The following is a 22,877-nucleotide window of genomic DNA, read 5'->3' as shown; positions in this document are numbered from 1 at the left end:
CGGTTAGTATCTAATGAAAAAATCTGAAGCCACCCGACTAAACATTCTCCAGAAAGCATTTGAACTGATTTATTCCAATGGATATCAGACAACAAGCGTAGACGAGATCATAGCAACCACCCAGGTTACAAAGGGAGCTTTTTATTATCATTTCAAAACAAAAGATGAAATGGGGTTGGCCATCATCAATGAATTGATGAAAACTACCTTTCAGGACACTTTTATTGCTCCCTTTAAAAATACGGATGATCCATTGGATGCTGTATATCAATTAATGTATTCCCTTCTGATGGATAATGAATTTTTAAAAGTACAATACGGTTGCCCTGCTTCGAATTTCACACAAGAAATGGCTCCATGGAATATAGAATTCACAAAAGCACTGAACAGTTTGTCGGGCCAATGGGAGGAAGCAATGATCCAGGCAATTGATAAAGGCAAAGAAAATGGAATGGTTAGTGAAAAAGCAGATGCTAAAGGAATTGCAGTCTTTGTAATGTCGGGCTATTGGGGAATCCGTAATTTAGGAAAATTAGAAAACAACAAATCAGTTTATCTTGTTTATTTAAAGCAACTTAAGGTTTATTTACAAGGCTTTCAATAATTTTTTTACTTAAAAACATACTAATTAGTATGTTTTTATTATATCTTTGTCTGCGTATTAAAAACTACACATGTACCAGACGCTTACTTTTCTGCATTCCATCTTCCGGTGGTTGGTTTTAATAAGCCTTATATATGCAATATTCAGAGCTTATAAAGGATACCGTTCAAACAGCAAATTCTCTAAAACTGATGATTCCGTGAGACACTGGACAGCAACGATTGCCCATATCCAGCTTGTTCTGGGAATTATACTATACTCCAAAAGTCCTATTGTCTCCTACTTCTGGAAGAATTTCAAGGTAGCTAAAGATACCGGTGACCTGTTATTTTTTGGACTGATCCACATTTGCCTAATGCTGATTTCTATTGTTATGATTACGATTGGCTCTGCCCTGGCAAAACGTAAAGAAACCGACAAGGATAAGTTTAGGACTATACTCGTATGGTTTGGCGTCGGATTGCTTATCATTCTTATTGCGATCCCGTGGCCTTTCTCCCCTCTTGCAAACAGACCTTATTTCAGATAATTATGACAGATTTACTTAAAACCAAAATCGGACGCCTGCGGATCCTTGCTATTCTTGAAGGGATCTCGTTATTAACCCTCGTGTGCATTGCTGTTCCTGTGAAGTATGGAATGGAAAATCCTTCTCTAGTAAAAATCATGGGACCGGTTCACGGTTCTCTGTTTCTGCTTTTCCTTTTTAATACCCTGAGTGTGGGAGTTGAGCAACAATGGAAATTTAAAGAGACAACATGGAAAGTCTTAATAGCTTGCTTTATTCCTTTCGGAACCTTTTATATTGATAAAAAAATACTAAGCAAGCTATGAAAAACCTTCTTATTTTCTGGGGAATTTTGCTTGGGATTTATGTCATCTACCGGGTCTACAGATACCAGACTCTGGACAATGGTTTGCCCCAACTTATTAAAAACGGAGCCGTTATCCTGGATGTACGGACGGAGAAAGAATATGAAACCTGCCATATTAATGGTTCCGTCAATATTTCTTTAGGAACAATAAGGGAAAGGTATATCGAATTAGATCCCAATAAAACGTATATCACCGTATGCTCGCATGGGCTCAGAAGTGTAAAAGCTGAAAGTATTTTAAAAGAAAGGGGATTTCTAAAAGTTTATAATGGTGGAGCGTGGAGTGACTTGGAGAAGACCTTGAAACCGGATTAAAAAAAATCGAAAAGATTTAAAGACCTTTTCGATTTAATATTTTAAAATCTTTATACTTTCTGCTTTGCCTCAGATAAGGTAACCAGTTTTCCCAAAGCACCGAATTCATGAAGGTCGCCAAATACTTCTATCCTGATCGATTGATCGATCCCTCCTACTCTTAATGGATCATAGCCGGTATCATGAATTAGCTTTTCTACCTGAGGATCGATACTGGTATCGTCTGTAGCATAGAATAAGACTGCTTTTTCTGGAGATTGATATGCTGCGTTGGACAACGTTTCGGCACCTAAGGTTCCCAGTGCTTTAACTAATTTTGCACCATGAGGAAGATAAGATGCATTGATTTCTCCTGCTGATTCATTTTCTCCGATAACCTTCTTGAATCCTCCACTTTCTGCGGGAGCAATCGGATTGGACGGATCAACGATGATTTTACCCTCCAGATCTGCGGAATAGTCTTTCATAAATCCACTGATGGTCCCAAAAGGAATAGCAAGGACTAGAATATCTGCATTTTTTACAGCACCTGGAATATCACTTGGTTCAGCATTCCATTTTTCAGAAAGTTCCTTTGCTTTTTCTAAATTACGATCTGCAGCAATAAATGAGGTATTGGACTTTGAAAGATTTCCTGCTACTGCCTGACCGATATTTCCCAAGCCGATTACGGCTACTTTTGATGATGGTGTCATAATGATTTCTTTTTAAATTGATAAGACAAATATCCATCGAAAAATGGTCTGTTTCCAATGAACTGCATCAAGAAATACGATTGATCTGGTTTAAGATTTTGATTTTACCAGTCTGTTTCTAAGTCTGCTGAGAAATTCAGGTGTAATCCCTAAAAAAGATGCAATCTGTGTTTGTGACAGACGATTAGATAAATGGGAATACGTGTGTATAAAGAAAAGATATCGTTCTTCTGCCGTAGAACTTATGCTTTGCAACAATCTGTTTTGTAATGTAATAAAACTGTTTTCCAGCAAAACCCTGAAGATTCTGTCAAATTTAGGAGCATTTGTATACAAAGTAACTAAATCCTCCCGGGTGATCTGCAAAAGCATGGTATCCTCCAAGGCATCAATATTAAGTTCTGAAGGCTGTTTCTTATGAAAACTTCCAATATCATTGATCCACCAGTTTTCTGCAGCAAATTGGATAATATGAGTATGGCCTTTTTCGTCTACCTTATACATCCTGAGGCATCCCCGGACCACAAAATTAAAGTGATTACAATGATCTCCTGCCTGAAGAACATATTGCTTTTTCCTGTATAATCTGGGCTTGAAAAGTTCACTTACAAGTAGGCGTTCCTCCGCATTTAAAGGAATGCGTTGGTTAAAATAATCAATTAATGGCTCTACTGAATCTTGTCCGGGATTTTCTTTCATAAAATGGATTCGTATGACAAATTTACTATTCCTTTGCTAATTTTATCCATTGATCAGCAATATTTAAGGAAATCATAATTCTTATTCAGTGAGTCCCGCATATTCCGGCAATAATACAACTGTGCAAATCCGTAGATTTTAGTCATTTTCAGGATGTAACCAGATTACTTTCTGTTCAGGCTGATGCTCGCGTCCAATGATATCCCGGTACAGATCGGGCCGTCTCGCTTTAATATACCGGTGTCCTCCTGACTGGAAGAGTTTTTCAGAAGTGATCAAAGCGGTTGCAAAGCTATCTTCAAATGAGCGGCATTCTGCCAGAACATCTCCAAAAGGATCAATGATCATGGAGCAGCCATTTTTCAGCTGGTCATCATCCATTCCTATGGGATTGGAGAAAATAACGTAGATACCATTGTCATAAGCTCTTGCGGGCAGCCATTTCATAAGCCAGTCGCGTCCTTTCATTCCATCAAACTCAAGGCGTAATGAAGTGGGGTCGGCTTCCCGGTTTTTCCAAAGTTGAGCATCTACAAAACCGGCTCCCGGTCTTGAGGAGGGTGTACACATGGTAACATGAGGCATAAAAATAATATCTGCTCCTAAAAGTCTGGTAGCCCTTACGTTTTCAATAATATTATTATCATAGCAGATCAAAATTCCGCATTTCCATCCATGAATATTAAAAATACAGTATTCCTGTCCCGGACTAAGATGGGGATTGATGAAAGGATGCAGTTTCCTGTATTTCGCTACCAATCCGTTCTTATCGACACAAACATAGGCTTTGAACAGGTTATCATGCTCATCTTTTTCAAAAAGACCGGCTAATATGGTAATGTTAAATTTCCCTGCGATTTCCTTTAGTTTCTGTATACTTTTGCCTTTCGGAATGAATTCGGCAATATCGAGCATTTGTTCCCTGTTTAGTTTTCGGGCAAATGTATATCCTGTGATTGAACATTCGTGAAAGGCAATAACTTGTGAACCTTTATGGGCAGCTTCCTCGCTTAGCTTTTCTATGACTAAAAGATTGTATTCTTTATCTCCACTTTTGTTTTCGAATTGCGCGCTTGAAATTTTTAGATTGGTCATATTTTTTTTTCAGCAAAGCTATAAGCTTGAAGTATTCCGGAATTGTAAAAATCCGCCATTTTCTCTGTGGCGTTTTTATCTTAAAATAAAATTAATAGTTAAAAAAAAACACGTTCATTATATCCAGCGAATAGAAAATGAATTGTTACCGTTTTTTATTTATTGTGCTTTAAATTGGTTCAATGAAGCTCTATAAAATTAACGGCTAATTTATTCTTCGTTGTAAGATATTGTCCGGGAGTCAGGCCAATGATGTTTTTAAAATCTTTGATCAGATGTGACTGATCCGTATACCCTGCTTCATAAGAAAGACTTGTCATGGTGGTGTTTTCAGTGGTATTCTTCATAAGACTCAAAAAGTGATGAAGCCGTATGATGGTATTGTACCTCTTAGGAGATATCCCAATATGGTTTTCAAATGTCCTTTCGATATGCCTTTCGGAATATCCTGTAAAGCGTTCGAGCTTTTTTAAAGATACCGTTCCTTTATTTTGTAAAAGATATTGCTGGGCTTTTATCAGCCAAAGCTCAGACATATTTTTTTTGGAAATCAGTTTTAAGAAGAAGAGATCCAAAGCATTGATTATCGACTGCGGATCATCTTTTTTATAAAGACTTTCCTGGAATGGTAGGAGCTGATTTTTTAAAATATCAGTTGCAGAAATGATTTCATTTTTAGTTTCTTTAGCAGACACACCAAAAATAAGATTGAAAAAATAGGGCTGAAAAACGACTGCCAATAAAGAAAACTCCCCTTTTGTATAAAGATCTTTGTAGACAGTTGGCTGACCATAAAAAAAAGATGAGGGCAGGCTTTGCATTGAACCATCGGACATATTCATATCGGGTGATAGGATAAGCCCTGTATTCCCGTCAGCAAATAAACGCAAGTCTTTATGATCTTTTTCAGTATTTTTTAAAAAGATGTAATGTTTGATAAAACCGGATAATTGACTGGAAGGAGAAACCTGCATGATCCAAAATTAGGTAAAAATAACTAATAAAATATGCCATCCCGGAAACGGGGTATCCAATCTACATAGTGTGTAGCAAGAGTTTGAGTGATGAAAACAAGCAATTAAAGCCTTTATTTGAATATGCTTATACCATTTATAATTTAAACTTTTTAACGATCCATGGTAACGTTAAACCTTGTCCTAATAAGGAGATCAAAACCACAACGACAGATAAAAAGATAATTTCATTACGCATCGGAAACGGTTCTCCTCCATTAATCGTTGTTGGAAGACCTAATGCAATGGCTAAAGAAACAATTCCGCGCATTCCCGACCAGCTAAGAATAAAGCTCGTTTTGGAGTCGAACAAAGCTTCTTCGCTGATTTTTCTTTTACCCTGAAATGCCTTTTGAAGGTTAAATTGCTGCAGATATACCCTGGCCATTCTGATCAGTAAGGTTACAATCACAATAATAGCAGCATAACCCGCGTAGGTCCATACCTGGATTTGAGGCATTTTCTTCAAAATAACAGGGAATTCCAGTCCAATCAATAAAAAGATCAATCCATTGAGTAGAAAAATAATGATATCCCAGAAATTACGGGATTGTTCCTTTACATGATCAGGAAATTTAATCCTGCTCAGTTTAGACATTCCCAAACCTAACATAACAACAGCAATTACCCCGGAAACTTTGAAATGTTCTGCAATAAGATAAGTTACAAACGGCATTAAAAGGATCAGGCTGTTTACAACCATGGCATCTTTACGGAAGAAGGCAATAGAGAATCTTAATGCTATAAAAATAATCCAGCCAATAAGAAATCCTCCTCCTAGTACACATAAAAATTCAATGGACGCTTTCCAGGTTACAAAAGCTACTCCTGTTACGGCAGCTACGGCAAAACGATATGCTACCAACGCAGAGGCATCATTGATCAAACTTTCTCCTTCAAGTATAGTCATTGTTTTATGGGAGAGACCCAATCCTTTTGTTACGCCTAAAGCTGCCACAGCATCGGTTGCAGATAGAATAGCGCCTAAGACAAAAGCCAATGGCCATGTCATTCCGGGAATTAGGTAATAAGCCAGCACAGCAATACCTGCAGTAGTCATAAAAACAAGTCCTATAGCCAGGGTACCTATTGTATTGAGATTGGTTTTAAACTGCTGAAATGAGATATTAAATGCTGCATCATACAATAAAGGAGGTAAGAAAAGCAACATAATGATCTCCGGATTGATTTCAACCTCTGGCATAGCGGGAACAAACCCGATCATCACCCCGGCAATTAAAAGCAGCATGGGGACGGGAACCTTAAATTTACCGGCTAAACCGGACACCCCGATCATCAGGGCCATAATTACTAAAATGACTGCATAGTTCTCCATCAGGTTTGTTGTATTTCAGAAAATGTGTCGTTTTAACTGTTGTTGAGTGTATAAAAGTAACAAAATATTATTTCTGCTTATCAAAAGTCCTTTCATTTTCTTTGTATTAACCAAGACCAGAGGAAAATTTATTTTAGAAGAAGGGGAAAAAATATACCACAAATACAAGTTTTTAATAGACTAAATATTTCGTATTGGCATTTATGGTTAGATTTTTGAAGTGTAATACCTGAAATGAATTATCATTTTATTCAATTTTCTTAACCAATCACTTAAAATATAATATTATGTCAACAAAAGATCTTGTCCATTTGGAGGCAATCAAAAAGATTCAGGAACTTTCGACGAAAGCAAGAATTTGTATGTTTTGTACAGAACTGGAAACTGTTCCTGTTAATTCCCGTCCCATGACTTTGCAGGAAACGGATGACAGCGGGAATTTATGGTTTATAAGCAGTGAAACCAGCAATAAAAATTTTGAGATCAAAGAAGATCGAAGAGTTCAACTATTCTTTATGAATAATGATGATTCCCAGTATCTTTCTGTATACGGTGAAGCATCTGTATACAAGGATAGAGCTACAATTGAGGAAAAATGGTCTGCAATGGCAAAGGCCTGGTTCGATGGTAAAGATGATCCTAATGTGACGATTATCCGAGTGGAACCGAAAGAAACCTATTATTGGGACACTAAGGCTGGAAAACTGGTAAGTTTGTTAAGCTTTGTTGCTTCTGCCGTTACAGGAATCAAAACCAATAATGCTGATGGTGTGGAAGGCAACGCCAGCATTTGATCATAAAAAAGCAGACCGATTTCTCGGTCTGCTTTTTTAGTATTTTACTTCTCTATTAATACAGGTTTTGACCTGTTTTCATTTTATTTTTTCACATCTTCCAGCGATGCTCCGAAATTAATATGAAGTACATTCCCGTTAGGAGTAATTAAAGCAGGTACAGACTTTACACCAGCTTTTTCTGCAGCATCAATTCTGTCCCTTTCCTCTCCAAGATGTACAACTTCTATATGGTCTTGACCGATCAGGTTAATGATATCGTGCTCTGCACTGACACATACAGGACATCCCGCATGATAAAAAACGGATTTTTTCATTTGATTAATTTTTAAGGTTATTAATAATATTTTTTAACTCTTTTATTTCATTTTCCTGCAAGGGTTTTAGAGGGCTTCTTAAGCAGCCTCCATCTTCACCCAGGATATTTAAACCAGCTTTAATCGCTCTCGGAAGTCCTTTGGAAACAATAAACCTGAGTAATTCCACCTGTTTATAAAAAATATCCTGAGCCTCCTGTAATTCGTTATTTTCAATGGCCTTGTACAAATCTATATTCAGTTCAGGAATTAAATTAGGAGCTGCAGTACACCATCCTCTTGCACCAGCCGCAAATGCAGCAAGCGCCAACGGGTTTGATCCGTTATAAAAAGCGACATCTTCTCCAAGCTCTTTTCGCAGGTAATGCATTCTTTGGATATCACCTGTGCTTTCTTTAATCATAGTAACATTGGGAATTTCCAACAACCTTTTCAGTAAGGCCGGGGACATATCTACTCCACCGGTTGCCGGATTATTATACGCCATAATGGGTATTGATATTTTACCGGCTACTTTATCATAATGAGCAACGATTTCGTCATCTGTTAATTTCCAGTAACTCATTGGAATGATCATTACAGCATCAGCTCCCGCCTTTTCAGCAAATTGTGCATGATATATTGTTTTTTCAGTGGTTAAATTAGAAACACCCACCAGTGTCGGGATCCTTCCCTTTACCTGCTTTAGTGTTGCTTCAGTAACGGCCTCTTTTTCTTCATCCGATAAATACGGCAATACACCGGTACTTCCCAAAGGTGCAATACCGTTACTTCCGGAAACAACAAGTCTTTCGACTAACTTTTTGAAAAGAGGAAGATCTACTTTTTCATTTGTATCAAATGGGGTTATAGGATAGGCAATGATCCCTTTAAATGGAACATTTTTCATGTATTTCTTCTTTTTAAATGGTAATTTGATTTTACAAATCTCTTCCTTCTTCCTCTCTCAATGCTACGCCCAGGTTTTGTAATTGCGGAGCATTTTCACAGGCAATGTATTTTGCAGGTTCGGTATCACTGAGGTTTTGATGCTTGTGCCATCCCCACGATGGAATATATACAGCATCTCCGGCCTGCCATTCCACTTTTTCGCCTTCTATTTCCGTCCACCCTTTTCCTTCTATAACATAAAGAACGGTTTCATAAGTATGACGGTGCCTGTTGGTTTGCTGCCCGGGTAATAATCCTCCAATAGTCATGCTTACATTTTTACTGGGCAGATCCACAAAGAAAACAGGATGTTTTCTTTCCGTTGAAAACTGATTATGCTCACCAGCTCTTTCTACATTTTTATGAATGAGATGACTGGGTTTTTGGAATTCTGGTCTTGCAAAAGTTTTATGAAAATCTTTTGAACTGAATTTTTCATTGTCCATGATGTAAAATATTTAATGTTTTTTGCATTATTGCATGACAAAATTATTTTATATTTGGACCAGTTAACTGATTCAGTTTTTATAAAAACAGGTAGTCCAGATGTTGCGTCCTTGGAAATTAGAATTTAAAATCGATAAAAAAAGCTCAAAAGCAGTATATCTTCAGATTGCAGATACCATCATAGCAGATATCCGTTCCGGAAGATTAAGAGCCGGAGATGTACTTCCGGGCAGTCGTATTCTGGCCTCAATGCTTGAAGTGAACAGAAATACAGTCGTTGAGGCTTACCAGGTTTTAATTAATGAGGACTGGGCAATCTCTAAAGAGCGTAAAGGTATTTTTGTTTCTGACAGATTACCTTCTTCATTTGAAATTTATCCCGTTGATACCAAAGCCCGTATAAATGATCATATCCCTTATGCAGATCCTTTTATCATTGATTTTGATGACGGGCATCCAGACAGTAAAATAGCTCCTATTACTGAGTTGGCCAGAGCTTACCGTCAGATATTCGACAGGAAAGCCAGATGGCAGATGATGGGATATACAGATGTCCACGGCGACATGGAATTCCGGAGAGCAATTTCCCGGATGCTTAATCACCAAAGAGGAATGGATACCACTGAACATGAGATTTCCATAACCCGGGGAAGCCAGATGGCCATGTTTCTTACTGCAAAAAGCCTTCTAAATCCCGGAGATTATGTAGTGGTCGAAAATCCAGGATATAAGCCTGCCTGGAAAGCAATTGAGCATACAGGAGCCCAACTTTTGCCCGTATCCGTAGATCAAGAAGGTATAATCGTGGAAGATCTTATTCAAATTCTGAAAAAGAACAAAAAGATAAAAGCGATATATTTAACGCCTCACAGACAGTATCCTACAACCGTTACTTTAAGTCTCGCTAGAAGGCTAAAATTAGTAGAGCTTTCCAATGAATATGGCATTACGATAATTGAAGATGATTACGATAATGAATTTCATTTTGGTTACCGGCCCATCCTTCCCCTTTCAAGTTTTGCAGAGCTAGACAATTATGTATATATCGGGACTATGAGTAAAGTTGTTGCTCCGGCTTTAAGAATTGGTTATTTAGCAACCAAGGACACTTTATTGCTTGAAAAGATCGGAGAATTGAGGAAGATCATTGATGTACAAGGCGATGTGATTATGGAACAGGCTGTTTTGGAGCTGATCAAGGAAGGAGCGGTACGAAAGCATATTAAAAGAGCTACTATTCATTACAGGAATAAGAGAGATTTTGTATACCGGCTTTTAAAACAACATATGGCGGGTTGTGCGGATTTTAATTTACCAGATGGAGGACTTGCTTTCTGGATTGTACCTAAAGCAGAATTGAACTGGGATACAGTAACTGGTTTGTTATTAGATCATAAAATTAAAATAATTCATCCCAAGCATTATGGTTTTGATCAACATATTAATGGATTCAGACTCAGTTACGGTTCTCTTTCAGAGGAACAGCTGGAGCAAAGTATTAAGATTATCGGGGAAATATTGTCCGGACTACATCAACAAAGCTCTCCCGCTTAGGAAAGCTTCGTTGATTATTGTTTTTTAAAATGCTTTTTTAGAAATTTTTAACTAAACCTATTCCCACATTTCCCTGCTGATAAAATGGCATTACCATGGTTTGAGATCTTTCACTTTTTCCTCCTAAAAGTTTATTGATTTTAGGATAAAGCCAATAGGCCAATTCTGTAGATAAAATACCAAAACCTGCACCACCTACCACATCTCCGAACCAATGCTTATTATTCAGCATCCTGTATACTCCCGTAAAAACAGCAAATGAATATCCGGAAACTCCCAACCAGAAATTAGTATCCTTATATTCCCGGAACATAAACTGGGCCGAGGCAAAAGCCATTGCAGTATGGCCGGACGGAAAGGACAGGTTGTTCGACCCGTCAGGTCTTTCTTCTTTTGTGAGATGTTTAAGGGGCAATGTAAAGGCGGAGGAAATAAGTAAGGAAGTACCATAAATAATACTTCTGTCCCTGAAATTATGCTGTCCTCTAATTCCAATGGCATTTAATCCGTATACCAGAGCTGCTGGTGCAAACTGGGAATAATTGTCCAGTTTTATAGGATCAGGCTTGTGCTCACTGATTTCATATTGTGTTGAAGAATTAAGCTGTTTGAGTCCTTTAATACTTAAACTGGCTACACCATAGGTAATTAATGTCGCGGGTATGATTAGTTTTTTATAAGAAAACTGATGATTGGCCTGATCCGTATTCAATGCAACAGGAGAAATTATACTGTCTTTAACTTTGTCTACAGCTATACTATCCTGAGCAACAACATTCTGAAAGCCTATGAAAATTAAAATGATGCCTGCAATTAAACCTTTCATTTGAATTATATTTGAAATTAAAATTTATAACTATAGCCTAGTCTGATGACCTGAGTTTCATAATAATCGTCACTTGTATACCTGAATCCACTACCCTGGATTTGTTTTTTCATGACGAGGGTGTTAAAAAGATCAGTTGCATTTAGAAAAACTTCTCCTTTTCCGTTTTGAATGGATTTTTTTACTCCAAGGTCCATTGAAAAACGACCTTTGACTTTTCCTTGTGGAATAATATCCGGTGCAAGATAAACTGCTGTAAGCTGAGCATTAATGCCTTTAGAAAACTTAAAGGTGTTATTGAATTTTATATTCCCTGAAACAGCAGTTTGTTTCTCCGCTGAAAAAGGATTGGGTTGAGGATATAAATTTTCCACCGTAAAGGCGTTGATCTGATTCCTGTACACATTTCCATTGATATTGAATGAATAAACCGGGGAGATCTTCTGATTCCAGATGGCTTCAATCCCGGAATTATAACTTCTTCCTGCATTCTGAAATACGGCATAAATCAAATTACTTCCGGGAACAATACTGGAGATCCTGGTAATTGTTCCGCTTGAAAAACGATGATAGACTGAAGAATACAAATACCCACTGTCCCAATTGTATTTATGCCCCAGTTCAATTGAGTTCGTAAATTGCGGGCGTAAACCTGGATTTCCAACCTTGATAATTTCAGCATCATCATACTTTGGAAATATCCTGATGTCAACCTCATTAGGACGGTCTACCCTTCTGTTATAGAATACAGAAAACTTATTGTGATCATTAAGCTTATAAGCCAATCTCAGATTAGGAAAAGGCTGGGTATAATTATATCCGTTACTTGAATATGTAGGATGATTGGGATTTACATCATACCGAATTTTTACATACTCCATTCTTAAGCCCAGTTCTGCTTCCCATTTTTTATTTTCAAAGACATAGTTACCATATACTGCCGGAATCAGTTCTTTATAGTTTGCCCAGCCTCCTGCATTGGCATCAATTACAGAATTGATCCCCGGGATAAAATTCATATTCGTCGGTATATTTCTGTTTCTAAGCTTGATTCCAGCCTCAATACGTCCATATTTCAAAGGTTTCACATAGTCGATATTGAAATCATAAACCTGTTCATCGGAAAGAAGTTTAAATGCATCTGTTCCTGCTAAAGAAGGCAGAAAATTATCATAGAAATATTTTTCATCTTCCCTGTGGAAAGTATAATTGAAACCTATATTAAGCAGGTGACCAGCCTCTTTAAATTTATGCTGGTAAGAAGCCGTAGCCATTACCGTAGTTTTTAATTCATCCTCTAAAAATTGCCACAAGCGTAAACGCTGTGAAAAGTCTCCGTTAAAAAAAGGCTGATCTCCACGATCTTTTATTTTTTCACTTCCGTAAAGCCCTGAAATTGTCAATGTATTCTGGCTATTGATATTCCAGTCTATTCCTGCTTTTGTAGTCAGAAAATTGGTATTTCTGTTTCTTTTCAACTGTGAGTTGATAACCGTTCCATCATCATATATTCTTCTTACATATTCATTTTTGTTAAGGGTCTCGGTATAAAGGTTATCCGCCTGTAAAAAAGCATTGATCTTATTTTTTCTGTAATTCAGGGAAATCGATGGATTGATCTTGGGAGTGGTTTTGTATTGTGGGCGTATCGTAGGAAGATTTTGTTTTCTTTCCCATAAAGATCCGAGTCCCAGTGTAAAGCCTGCTTTTCCATTCCAACCATTCTGTTTGTTTTTCTTCATGATGATATTAATGATCCCCGCATTCCCGTTAGCATCATATTTTGAAGAGGGATTATTAATGATCTCAATCTTATCAATTGCCGAGGAGGGAATATTATCCAATCCGGTCTGGCTTCCGAATCCCGTTAAAGCAGTTTGCTTTCCGTCAATCAGAACAGTCACCCTATCATTTCCACGAAGCTGTATTTTTCCATCCTGTACTGCTATTCCCGGGAGATTCTGCATGCTTTGCAATACAGAACCTCCGGCTTGGCTGATATTATCCGCAACAGAATAAGTTTTCTTATCAAGCTGGTTGCTCACTTCATTTTTTTTATCACTTGTAAGCACAATCTCTTCTATTTTTGTTTCTTTATCATTAAGATGCTGTCCAAGCTCAACGGGAGGAATATCCAGAAACTCTGAAAGGCTACCCACAAAAAGAGGCTGACTATACGTATCATATCCGGATATTGAAACTTCAATCTGATAATTTCCGGGTTTTACTTCCGTAAGGGAATATCGTCCTTCTTCATTGGTAATTGTTCCCGATACAAATGCATTGTCTTTTGATGATTTTAAAATAACGCTGGTGTAAGGTAATGCAGCTTTCCCGGTATTCGTTACGAGGCCGGAAACAGTTACAGATGACACCTGGGCTTTGATCACTGAAGAAAACGATAGAATGATGAACAAAAATAACAACCTGAATTTTCCCATTATTTCTAGTCTTTAATTTCCTTTAAAAATTTACCGTTGGCATCAAAGATGATGTCCATTCCATTCACTTCTGCTTCGTAAGTAACCACCCCTTTTGAATCTGTTATTTGAGCAGCTTCTTTTATAGAGGATTCCGGATATTTTTTAATGATAAACTGTTTAATGGGAGTAGAAAGTGATTGTGGATTGATCAGCTTTTCAGTCTCAATAATGTTTCCTGTTGCATCCAGCAGAGCTGAATAAGAAGTTCCTTTAGATGTAAATCCCGCTTCAAATTTCCCTTTTTCTTTTTCCCATTTTACATGATGAGCGTCTGGAAATTTTCGGGTGAACGAAGATTGTACCTGAACCGGGACATCTTTTGTTTGGATCTTTTGTGCATGAATCATGGCTGCGCCTACTATAAATGCTATTAAAATTCCTGATTTTTTCATTGTATGATAGTTAATTAATGATACAATGATCGGGTATGATTTAGAATAAATTTAGAAGATGGGATTACAGGGGTTTATTTTCTTGCTTTTTATGAGAAATAAAGATCATGAAAAGTAATAGTCCCAGGGAAACCAATGACGCATTGAGTGTTCCCAGATCAAGTCCTCCCTTTGAAAGAGGTTTGGCCAGAAAATCACCAAAGGTAGCACCAAACGGTCTTGTAAAAACAAATGCGATCCAGAATAGCAAAACATGATTGATTTTGGTATGATAATGCAGGAGAACTACGACCAGGATAATGATACCGGTAACCCAGGCTCCCGTTAAATAACTTAATCCCAGATTGTCACTCAGGAAGTCACCGAATGCCGTTCCGAGACTATTTGAAAAAAGAATACTAATCCAATAATAGATCTCTTTGCTTCTTTCAAAAACAGGATAAACCTCAAGATTCTTATATTTTCGGTACCATAAGAAAAGCGTCGTTAATAGTCCTGCAACTAAAATTAAACTGCCTGCTAGGTATCCTGCTTTTAAAGTCCGGTCAATAAAATCAGAAATTTCAGTACCTAAAGTAGTGGTTCCTATGATTACCAGCCAGTAAACAATGGGAATATATTGCTTAACCGTTAATTGGATTGAAATAGTGATGATAAAAAGGCATAAGGTAACAAGAATACCCATCGTATATCCGAGATTGAGGGTCATGGATATAAAATCCCCGAAAGTTTCACCCAAGGTCGTAGCCGTTATTTTCATCAGCCAGAAAAGAAGCGTGACAGAAGCTACTTTATTAATCGTTTTCATTTTTTCATTCAAAGTTCCTGATCAATTTGGAAGAAATTTAGAATGAAAGAATAGATTTATGGCATCCGCATCATACCTTCGGGATTATTAGAAATTTACAGAAAAAATGTGATGATGATGCTCAAAATGATATGTTATGGTCCACCGTTGATGATTACAAATCTCTTTCACAATAGCCAATCCAAGACCACTTCCATTATTGTCTGTAGAAGCTTTTGAAAACCTTTTAAATAGAGACTCTTTCTCCAGTTGAACAGATCCTGAATTGGAAATGACCAACTGTTTTTCGGAAAGCTTTACATAAGCTGTTCCATTATTTGGGGTATACCTTACCATATTGATCAGAAGATTATTGACCAGCGTTTCAGCTAATGTATGATTTCCATTAATATATACTTTTTCAGTGATCTCTGAACGAATATGTATCTGCTTTTGATCAAAATACTCCTGAAGCATATCTAAACTCTGGTGGAGAATTCCACTCATTTCCAGGTTTTCTTTTTGAGCAAACTGACGGTTTTCAATCTTAGCCAGTAATAAAAGATTCTGATTGATTCTTGAACTTCTGGTCAAAGCCCTGTTGATTTCCTCTATGATTTCATATTGTCTTTCCGTAAGGTCCCTGTTCTGCAATAGAACATCCAACTTATTTTTGATAATAGCCAAGGGGGTTTGCAGCTCATGAGAAGCATTTTCCGTAAATTCCTTCTGAGTTTTATAAGCTGAAACATTATGTTCTATCAACTTCTTTAAGGATTCGTTCAGTTCTTCAAATTCTGTAATATCAGTGCTGGTAAAATCGATGGTATTCTGACTATTCAGATTGAAAGTTTTTAGTTCTTCCAATGTATTTCTGAAGGGCTGCCAGATGGAACGAGAGAGTCTTCTATTGAGGAATAAGAGTCCCACAACAATAAGAATAAAGAAAAAAACAGTAATGGCAGCAATAACAGCTATTGTTTCATGCGATTCTTCAATATTGGTTTCTACTGTAAAAAGAAATGGTTTATGATTGATATAAACCGTCTTTTTTAAACACCGGTAGCGTTCGACCTCTGGCTTTTCAGAAAAAGTTTTCTTTTTCTCTACTGTAAATGTAACGTCTTTTTGCGCGTCATTACCTGAAACATATTCAATATCAGTTCCTGGCTGAATCTTGTTCCAGAGGGCAATGCTTTTTTCCAGCTCACTATCCGAAAGTTTTAAGTGGTTAAAGCTATAAGCCGTTTTCTCTACAATGGTTATATTATGCTCATCCAGTTCACTTTTCCAAATAGTATCCACTACCCAGTAATAAATGGGTATACTGATGACCAATACGATAAGAACGTAGATCAGGAAAGGTTTTGTGGTTTTACTTAGTAAAGGTTTCAAAGTTCGGGGAAAATAATCATTATATTATTAATCATGAGGTTTACTTTATGTGGACCGAATTTCAGAATCCGGAAAATTTTATATCATATTTTTAATATCTAAGTTCTAATACCTGTCTCCTAATCTTCCTCTTCCCATTTATAACCTGTTCCATATACTGTTTTCAAATAATGATTACATCCTGCATCGTAAAGCTTCTTCTTTAAATTTTTAACGTGGGCATACACAAAATCGTGATTATCAAGCATGTCAGCAAAATCACCTGAAAGGTGTTCAGCCAAAGTACTTTTGGAAATTACTTTATTTTTATTACCGATAAAATAGATTAAAAGATCAAATTCTTTTTTGGTAAGCAACACGATGGTATTATTAATGGATACTTTTTTTGCCAAAAGATCGATAAGGAGCTCACCCTGGCTGATGACATTAGAATTATTAAACTGTTTTCTGCGGATAATAGAATATATCCTTGCCAGAAGCTCGGAAAGATGGAATGGTTTCGTCAGATAATCATCTGCTCCCATTTGTAATCCGTTGATCTTATCATCCAAAGCATTTTTTGCAGAAATAATAATAACTCCGTCCTGTTTGTTTTGCTTTTTTAGTTCTTCTAAAATTTTGAGCCCATTGCCATCGGGAAGCATGATATCCAAAAGGATACAGTCATATTGAAACATTTCTACTTTCCTTGTTGCTTCAAGAAAAGTAGTGGCAAACTCACATAGGTAATCCTCTTCCGACAGATATTCAGAAATGCTTTTGGCCAGCTCGGTTTCATCTTCTATGATCAGAATTTTCATGGGACTAATTTACATATCCAATTTTGAAGAAATTTTGAATAAACTAAAATAGTGCTAAAAATCCAAAAAAATAGAAAACATTAATCAGGGATTTTCGTCATGAGCCATGTCAACGGGTTTAGATTCTGGTGACCCTTTCTCCCTAAGCCAGATGGATAGAATAACAAGAGAAAAAACAGCTAGAAATTCACTTTGCCAATTCTGAAATGATTCAAACCAGAAACGGGATTCTGTTATATAATTAAATGCTGTAATTACTGGTTTTTCCTTGGAGATCTGCTCCGTATTGTACTCTTTGAGACTACCGTAAAAATGCAGTGCGAAGCTTAAAAGAAATAAAATGGCAAAGGCTATGGATAGAGAATGCTTATACATCTTTAGCCAAATACCTCCTTTCTTCACAGGCCAGGGTGCTTTTGGATGTGGGACAGGTTCTTTGTCTACATCTTCTTTTTCTTCCAGGGATTTGGATTCGCTGGAGCCCTTTTGTCTAAGGGAAATCGTCAGTAAAACATAGATCATCATCTGGAGGAATTCACTTTCCCAGTTTTCAAAAGTCGCCTGAATGAAATGACCGCTGTATACATATTCACTCAGGCTGAGAGTAGCATTTCCTTCCTCTAGTAATTCTTTATTCTGAGTATTCCAGCCGGTTAAAAACTGCCCCAAAAGACAAATGAGCATTAAAGAAATTAAAACAATACTCAGACTATTCCGGTAAAAGAAATTATTTTTTGACATGACCGTAAGTTTTAAAATTAAGATTCTATTCTTTGCAAATCCTTCACGGCAGGGCCCGTAAGAAGCTTACCATTAACATTAAAACGGGATCCGTGACACGGGCAGTCCCAAGTGATCTCTGCACTATTCCATCTTACTTCACATTTTGCATGCGGACAGGTACTCTTTACCATATGTAAACTCCCTCCTTTCTCTTTGTACAGCGCATAAGACTCTCCTTCGTATCGGATCACCTTGGCTTCACCGTCTTTAATCTCCGAAAGTGAAGTTATTTTTTCAGTGAGTAATTTGTCTTTAATAAAATCAAACACTACTGTTGCCTGCTCCTGTACAAAAGTTGAAAATCCAGCGATCGGTTTGATCCTTCCGGGAGAAAAAAGCTGCTCATATTTATTAGATCCTTTTACAATTAAATCGCTTAAGATCTGTGAGGTAATCGTTCCGAAGATCATCCCATTTCCCCGAAATCCCGTTGCTGTATAAATACGACCTTTACTTCCCGGCAATACTCCGATATAGGGTAAGCCATCTACCGGCTCGTAATACTGACTGGACCAACTGTATTGAGCTGTCCCCACGTCAAAATACTGACGCACATAATTTTCAAGCCTCGAAAAACATACTCCTGTATCATCAGAATGTCCTGTTTTATGGTCTTCCCCACCTGCAATTAGGAGGTTTTTCCCATCAATTTCCTGAACCCTGTAATAATGATACGGATCTACCAGATCATAACCAAGATCTTTCGGGTATGAATCACCTTTTAAGGTAAATGCAATGGCATAACTTCTATAAGGTGCATTCATAAAATGAAGCTGGTTAATCCCTGGAGGAATGTGAGTGGCATAAATTACATGTGTGGCATTGATTATGCCTTTCGATGTATGCAATCTCACCATATCGTCAAACTCCTCATGGCTTTCACAAAGGCACTTTTCGATAAACGCACCACCGGCGGCGATAAAAGCTTCGGTAAGTTTTTTTATATATTTAACCGGATGAAATTGCGCCTGATCAGGAATAATTGCAGCTGCTTTAAATGGAATGGGAAATGGAATATCATTAATAGAATCAATACGATGTCCTACTTTTGAAGAGCCTTCTATAATATCAGCGAGTTTCTCCTCCTGCTTTTCATCCAGAGCAAAAAGATAGCCGGTTTTCATCTCAAAATCGCAATCAATATCAAACTCATGGATATTGTTTTTAATAATATGAAGTGCTTCTATTCCTACATTTTTTAAGAGTATGGCATTATCTAATCCAAAATCTTTAATAGCTTCAGCATAGGTGGTATCAAAGAAATTATTCAGGTGAGCAGTGGTGCCTCCTGTTGTTCCAAAGCCAATATTGGAGGCTTCCAGGATAATGCACTTTTTGCCGGCCTTTTGCAGGCGCATTGCTGTTGAAATACCAGTAATACCGCCACCTACTATGGCTACATCATACAATGGGTCTGTATGGATTTTAGATGGGAATTTCCTGATTTCTTCCTGCCATATACTTTTTCGTACGCCGTCTCTAAACATAATAGATGTTTTAAGTTGTTATTCCAAATTACTATTAATGCACCCTACTTTTTAAGAGTGATGGTGTCATTTTCGACATCCGGACTTTTATATTTTGCCTTTGGCTCATCTTCTTCAAGATTGCATCTGCATGAAACCGTAGAAAAGAGACAAAAAATACCTAAAAGGATCGTTGCTGTTGTTTTCATAATACAAGTATTTGGTGGTTGATATTATTTTTGAATCCAGATGCTTACAGAGCGGGCATTTACTTTAAAAAGGGCCTTTCCGTTCTCATCTGATTTTATTTTATCTTTTCTCTGTTGAAGAAAATCGAAATATTCGGAATTAGCATTTTCTTTCCCCAGATCAATTTCTTTGGCCCCCTCACCGTTGTTAGAAATGATGATGATACATCTTCTGTGTTTTTCATCACCTTTTCTCATCCATGCAATGCAGTTCGGATCATCAAAATAGTTGATCTGCTCACCATAGGCAAATTCCTGCCGGGCTTTTAGAAGCAGTGGCAAAAGATGAACTTTAGGCATAGAAACTTTAATTTCTTTACCCTCTGACAAGTCAGTATATTCAGCGCCGTATAGGTCCGGATAGAAAATACATGGATAAGCATTTTCGTTCATAAGGATCAATGTGTAGGCAATCGGTTTAAACCAATCTTTAACGACAGATTCCAATGCCTGAAGTTTTTGGGTATCATGATTTTCTACAAATGAAACTGAGCATCTGGGATTCTGACTTAAAAGAGTGCCATCCAGAATATTTCTCAGATCATATTTCTCTTCTTCATTGGAGGCATTATAAAAATGGTAATGCAACGGAACATCAAAATAACATAAAAGGTCTTCCATGAATTCAGAAAAGTCGTTGATTTTTACTACCTCATCTTTCCACAATTCCCCCATAATAAAAATATCAGGCTTAAGCTCCGTTTTTATGTAGGTAATCCATTCTTTTAAAAAATCATAGGAAATATGTTTTAACGCATCAAGACGAAGTCCGTCTACTTTAGTCGTATCCACATACCATTTAATCCATCTTTTCATTTCTGTAACAACCTCCGGATTCCGGTATTCCACATCAGCACCCATCAGATAATCGTAATTTCCAAACTGATGACTGACAGAGTCATTCCATTCCTGCCCCGACGTATTGTGGATTTTAAAAACTCCCTGCTTTTCATTGTTGTCCTTAACAATAGTATCTATACCACTAAAACAGTGAAAATCCCATATGAAATCCGAGTATTTTCCATTTCTCCCGGGAAAAGTAAATTTCGTGAAAGCCGATGCTGAAAAAGAATTTCCTACCATTTCATTTCTGTTTTCTCCGTTTACTTCATGTACGATAATATCTTCTTTTTCATCCCCTCCTATCCTGTGGTTAAGAACGATATCCGCATACACCGACATTCCAATATCATGCGCTTTTTGAATTGCGGTAAGGTATTCTTCTTTTGTTCCATATCGTGTGGCTACTGTCCCCTTCTGATCAAATTCCCCTAAATCATATAAATCATATACATCGTAGCCTCTTCCCTCTTTACCCAGCCCGCCTTTTGTAGCAGGAGGAAACCATACGGCAGTTATCCCAATTTCTTTTAGATCATCTGCTTTTTCTAAAAACTCTTTCCAGAGGTTTCCTTCATAATACCAATGGAAAAATTGCATAATAACTCCATTCATATCATTTATCCATTCACAATAAGTCCTCCGTTAGGATGTAAAACCTGCCCCGTAATCTGCGCAGATTCTGTACTGGCAAGGAATAAAAAACTGTAGGCAACCTCTTCGGGAGTTGCATTTCTCTCAAACGGAGGTTTGCTGGGATCCTCCTCTTCTTCACCAAAAGTTTCCTTGGTAAGAGGTGTTGCTACAGGTCCCGGTGCAACAGCATTGATCCTGATTCCTTTGGATTTCGACTGTAATGCCAGGGAACGGGTAAAAGATACGATTGCCCCTTTTGTAGCAGAATAGTCTACCAGTTCTTCGTGTCCCTGATAAGCCACCGCAGAGGTTGTATTAATAACACTTCCCCCTTCTTTCAGATAAGGGAAAACTACTTTTGTAAGGAGGATCATTCCGATGATGTTGGAATCAAATGTTTTTCTGATATTTTCTTCCTCCAATTGTTCGATATCCTCTGCAGGAAACTGAACTCCTGCGTTATTCACGAGGATGTCTATGCCTCCGAATTCTTCAGCAACCTTCGCTGCCGTCTTTTCACAAAATTCATAGTCATTGATATCTCCCCTAAAAAGGATTGATTTTCTGCCGATCATCATAATGTCATTCTGTGTTTTTTCTGCATCCTCATCATCAGCATGGTAAATGATGGCAATATTAGCTCCCTGCCTTGCAAACAACAAGGCGACCGCTTTTCCAATGCCACTGTCAGCTCCTGTGATAAGAACCGACTTGTTGTTTAATCTTAATTCTCCCATGATCTTTAGTGTTTTTCTGAAACCGGCTCCTGCATGGCACCCATTCTCTGAGCAGCCATGCTGTCCGTCGATACATTAAGCATCGCAACATTTAACTTATTTCTTGTCCCTGAAATGATCTTATCATCTCCTTTTATCAGAGCATTGAATCCATCCATGGCAACATCTGCCGGAGAGGAAAAATTTTCTTTATCTTCCATGATCTTGCTCCTGGTCATATCTGCTTTGTTAAAGAAATCCGTATCTGTCGGTCCCGGTAAAAGGGCTGTTACAGTAATTCCGGTATCCTTCAGTTCTTCACGGATAGCTTCAGACCATGATAATATAAATGCCTTAGTACCGTGGTAAACGGAATGCCAGGGCCCGGGAGATTTGCTTGCAATGGACGCCAGGTTAAGTATTTTTCCACTTCCTTTGGATATGCGATCCTTTAAAAATAGTTTAGTCAGGATCACCACCGATGTGATATTGAGGTTGATGATGTCTATTTCCCTGTGTATATCGGTATCCTGAAATTTACCATAAACTCCCTGGCCTGCATCATTAACCAAAATTTCCGGACTAATGGCGTTGGCTTTAAGTTCAGAGTACAAAGAATAAGCTTCATCCTGCAGGAAAAGATTTTTGGAGATAGGGATCACATTCACTCCGTAGCTTTTAAATTCTTCTGCTTTAATTTTGAGCTGATCATGATTTCTGGAAACAATAACAAGGTCATATCCGTTTTTGGCAAAAATTTTGGCAAGCTCATAGCCTATTCCACTGGTAGCCCCTGTAATGAGTGCATATTGATTTTTACGTTCCATAAAT

At 37.5% G+C, this 22,877-nt stretch carries 26 protein-coding genes; 6 read left to right on the top strand and 20 right to left on the bottom strand.

Annotation, left to right across the window (positions count from 1 at the left end; genetic code table 11):
- Window positions 1-13: 13 nt before the first annotated feature.
- The 4 genes from ACNFU2_RS03445 (at window position 14) to ACNFU2_RS03430 (ending at window position 1,794) form a co-directional block, all read left to right on the top strand.
- Complete coding sequence (locus ACNFU2_RS03445; protein WP_418123730.1) at window positions 14-604, top strand: TetR/AcrR family transcriptional regulator; 591 nt, start codon at window positions 14-16, stop codon at window positions 602-604.
- A 70-nt stretch (window positions 605-674) separates the two neighbouring features.
- Window positions 675-1,133 carry a hypothetical protein gene (locus ACNFU2_RS03440; protein ID WP_418123728.1) on the top strand — a complete coding sequence of 153 codons (459 nt, stop codon included), beginning with the start codon at window positions 675-677 and terminating at the stop codon, window positions 1,131-1,133.
- Between the two features lie 2 nt (window positions 1,134-1,135).
- Window positions 1,136-1,438 (top strand): DUF3817 domain-containing protein, encoded by a 303-nt coding sequence (locus tag ACNFU2_RS03435; protein ID WP_418123726.1) that lies wholly within the window; start codon window positions 1,136-1,138, stop codon window positions 1,436-1,438.
- Window positions 1,435-1,794, top strand: a complete 360-nt coding sequence (locus ACNFU2_RS03430; RefSeq protein WP_418123724.1) for a rhodanese-like domain-containing protein — start codon at window positions 1,435-1,437, stop codon at window positions 1,792-1,794. The genes ACNFU2_RS03435 and ACNFU2_RS03430 overlap by 4 nt, the downstream gene beginning before the upstream one ends.
- A gap of 50 nt (window positions 1,795-1,844) precedes the next feature.
- Here ACNFU2_RS03430 and ACNFU2_RS03425 read toward each other — a convergent pair whose 3' ends face one another.
- The 5 genes from ACNFU2_RS03425 to ACNFU2_RS03405 all read right to left on the bottom strand — a co-directional run bounded on the left by ACNFU2_RS03425 (window position 1,845) and on the right by ACNFU2_RS03405 (window position 6,632).
- On the bottom strand, window positions 1,845-2,489 hold the full coding sequence (locus ACNFU2_RS03425; RefSeq protein WP_418123722.1) for an NADPH-dependent F420 reductase: 645 nt from the start codon (window positions 2,487-2,489) through the stop codon (window positions 1,845-1,847).
- A gap of 90 nt (window positions 2,490-2,579) precedes the next feature.
- Window positions 2,580-3,188 (bottom strand): Crp/Fnr family transcriptional regulator, encoded by a 609-nt coding sequence (locus ACNFU2_RS03420; RefSeq protein WP_418123720.1) that lies wholly within the window; start codon window positions 3,186-3,188, stop codon window positions 2,580-2,582.
- A 138-nt stretch (window positions 3,189-3,326) separates the two neighbouring features.
- Window positions 3,327-4,283, bottom strand: a complete 957-nt coding sequence (locus ACNFU2_RS03415) for a nitrilase family protein (protein ID WP_418123718.1) — start codon at window positions 4,281-4,283, stop codon at window positions 3,327-3,329.
- 179 nt (window positions 4,284-4,462) lie between these two features.
- Window positions 4,463-5,257 carry a helix-turn-helix domain-containing protein gene (locus ACNFU2_RS03410; protein ID WP_418123716.1) on the bottom strand — a complete coding sequence of 265 codons (795 nt, stop codon included), beginning with the start codon at window positions 5,255-5,257 and terminating at the stop codon, window positions 4,463-4,465.
- Window positions 5,258-5,393: 136 nt separating this feature from the next.
- On the bottom strand, window positions 5,394-6,632 hold the full coding sequence (locus ACNFU2_RS03405) for a Na+/H+ antiporter (RefSeq protein ID WP_418123714.1): 1,239 nt from the start codon (window positions 6,630-6,632) through the stop codon (window positions 5,394-5,396).
- Window positions 6,633-6,919: 287 nt separating this feature from the next.
- Here ACNFU2_RS03405 and ACNFU2_RS03400 point away from each other — a divergent pair, with 287 nt between their 5' ends.
- Window positions 6,920-7,426 carry a pyridoxamine 5'-phosphate oxidase family protein gene (locus ACNFU2_RS03400; RefSeq protein ID WP_411246974.1) on the top strand — a complete coding sequence of 169 codons (507 nt, stop codon included), beginning with the start codon at window positions 6,920-6,922 and terminating at the stop codon, window positions 7,424-7,426.
- 83 nt (window positions 7,427-7,509) lie between these two features.
- On the opposite strand, the gene ACNFU2_RS03395 is transcribed toward ACNFU2_RS03400, so the two are convergent.
- Genes ACNFU2_RS03395 through ACNFU2_RS03385 form a run of 3 tightly spaced genes read right to left on the bottom strand, consistent with a single transcriptional unit; the run spans window position 7,510 to window position 9,119 of the window.
- Complete coding sequence (locus ACNFU2_RS03395) at window positions 7,510-7,743, bottom strand: thioredoxin family protein (protein WP_306612258.1); 234 nt, start codon at window positions 7,741-7,743, stop codon at window positions 7,510-7,512.
- 4 nt (window positions 7,744-7,747) lie between these two features.
- Window positions 7,748-8,632, bottom strand: a complete 885-nt coding sequence (locus ACNFU2_RS03390; RefSeq protein ID WP_418123712.1) for a dihydrodipicolinate synthase family protein — start codon at window positions 8,630-8,632, stop codon at window positions 7,748-7,750.
- Between the two features lie 31 nt (window positions 8,633-8,663).
- Window positions 8,664-9,119 (bottom strand): cupin domain-containing protein, encoded by a 456-nt coding sequence (locus tag ACNFU2_RS03385; protein WP_273647963.1) that lies wholly within the window; start codon window positions 9,117-9,119, stop codon window positions 8,664-8,666.
- Window positions 9,120-9,219: 100 nt separating this feature from the next.
- Here ACNFU2_RS03385 and ACNFU2_RS03380 point away from each other — a divergent pair, with 100 nt between their 5' ends.
- The gene (locus ACNFU2_RS03380) at window positions 9,220-10,674 is read left to right on the top strand and encodes a PLP-dependent aminotransferase family protein (RefSeq protein WP_418123710.1); all 1,455 of its coding nucleotides are present in this window, start codon (window positions 9,220-9,222) and stop codon (window positions 10,672-10,674) included.
- A gap of 37 nt (window positions 10,675-10,711) precedes the next feature.
- Here ACNFU2_RS03380 and ACNFU2_RS03375 read toward each other — a convergent pair whose 3' ends face one another.
- From ACNFU2_RS03375 to ACNFU2_RS03320, 12 genes are all read right to left on the bottom strand, one after another.
- Window positions 10,712-11,500 carry a phosphatase PAP2 family protein gene (locus tag ACNFU2_RS03375; RefSeq protein ID WP_418123708.1) on the bottom strand — a complete coding sequence of 263 codons (789 nt, stop codon included), beginning with the start codon at window positions 11,498-11,500 and terminating at the stop codon, window positions 10,712-10,714.
- 17 nt (window positions 11,501-11,517) lie between these two features.
- The gene (locus tag ACNFU2_RS03370) at window positions 11,518-13,941 is read right to left on the bottom strand and encodes a TonB-dependent receptor domain-containing protein (RefSeq protein ID WP_418123706.1); all 2,424 of its coding nucleotides are present in this window, start codon (window positions 13,939-13,941) and stop codon (window positions 11,518-11,520) included.
- 5 nt (window positions 13,942-13,946) lie between these two features.
- Entirely contained in the window at window positions 13,947-14,375 is a 429-nt protein-coding gene (locus ACNFU2_RS03365; RefSeq protein WP_418123704.1) for a hypothetical protein, read from the bottom strand.
- Between the two features lie 64 nt (window positions 14,376-14,439).
- The gene (locus tag ACNFU2_RS03360; protein ID WP_418123702.1) at window positions 14,440-15,183 is read right to left on the bottom strand and encodes a hypothetical protein; all 744 of its coding nucleotides are present in this window, start codon (window positions 15,181-15,183) and stop codon (window positions 14,440-14,442) included.
- An 87-nt stretch (window positions 15,184-15,270) separates the two neighbouring features.
- On the bottom strand, window positions 15,271-16,557 hold the full coding sequence (locus tag ACNFU2_RS03355; RefSeq protein ID WP_418123700.1) for a sensor histidine kinase: 1,287 nt from the start codon (window positions 16,555-16,557) through the stop codon (window positions 15,271-15,273).
- 119 nt (window positions 16,558-16,676) lie between these two features.
- A complete protein-coding gene (locus tag ACNFU2_RS03350; RefSeq protein ID WP_418123698.1) occupies window positions 16,677-17,357 on the bottom strand; it encodes a response regulator transcription factor in 681 nt (226 codons plus the stop codon).
- 84 nt (window positions 17,358-17,441) lie between these two features.
- The gene (locus tag ACNFU2_RS03345; RefSeq protein WP_411246972.1) at window positions 17,442-18,098 is read right to left on the bottom strand and encodes a DUF6766 family protein; all 657 of its coding nucleotides are present in this window, start codon (window positions 18,096-18,098) and stop codon (window positions 17,442-17,444) included.
- A 17-nt stretch (window positions 18,099-18,115) separates the two neighbouring features.
- Entirely contained in the window at window positions 18,116-19,627 is a 1,512-nt protein-coding gene (locus ACNFU2_RS03340; RefSeq protein WP_418123696.1) for an FAD-dependent oxidoreductase, read from the bottom strand.
- Window positions 19,628-19,671: 44 nt separating this feature from the next.
- Entirely contained in the window at window positions 19,672-19,815 is a 144-nt protein-coding gene (locus ACNFU2_RS03335; RefSeq protein ID WP_306612248.1) for a hypothetical protein, read from the bottom strand.
- 24 nt (window positions 19,816-19,839) lie between these two features.
- Entirely contained in the window at window positions 19,840-21,309 is a 1,470-nt protein-coding gene (locus tag ACNFU2_RS03330) for an alpha-amylase (protein ID WP_418123694.1), read from the bottom strand.
- 5 nt (window positions 21,310-21,314) lie between these two features.
- Entirely contained in the window at window positions 21,315-22,067 is a 753-nt protein-coding gene (locus tag ACNFU2_RS03325) for an SDR family oxidoreductase (protein ID WP_194304268.1), read from the bottom strand.
- A gap of 5 nt (window positions 22,068-22,072) precedes the next feature.
- Window positions 22,073-22,873, bottom strand: a complete 801-nt coding sequence (locus ACNFU2_RS03320; RefSeq protein WP_418123691.1) for an SDR family NAD(P)-dependent oxidoreductase — start codon at window positions 22,871-22,873, stop codon at window positions 22,073-22,075.
- Between the last annotated feature and the right edge of the window lie 4 nt (window positions 22,874-22,877).

Source organism: Chryseobacterium sp. PTM-20240506 (assembly GCF_048296755.1).
GTDB classification, from domain to species: Bacteria; Bacteroidota; Bacteroidia; order Flavobacteriales; family Weeksellaceae; genus Chryseobacterium; species Chryseobacterium proteolyticum.
This window is presented reverse-complemented; position numbering and strand designations above follow the sequence as displayed.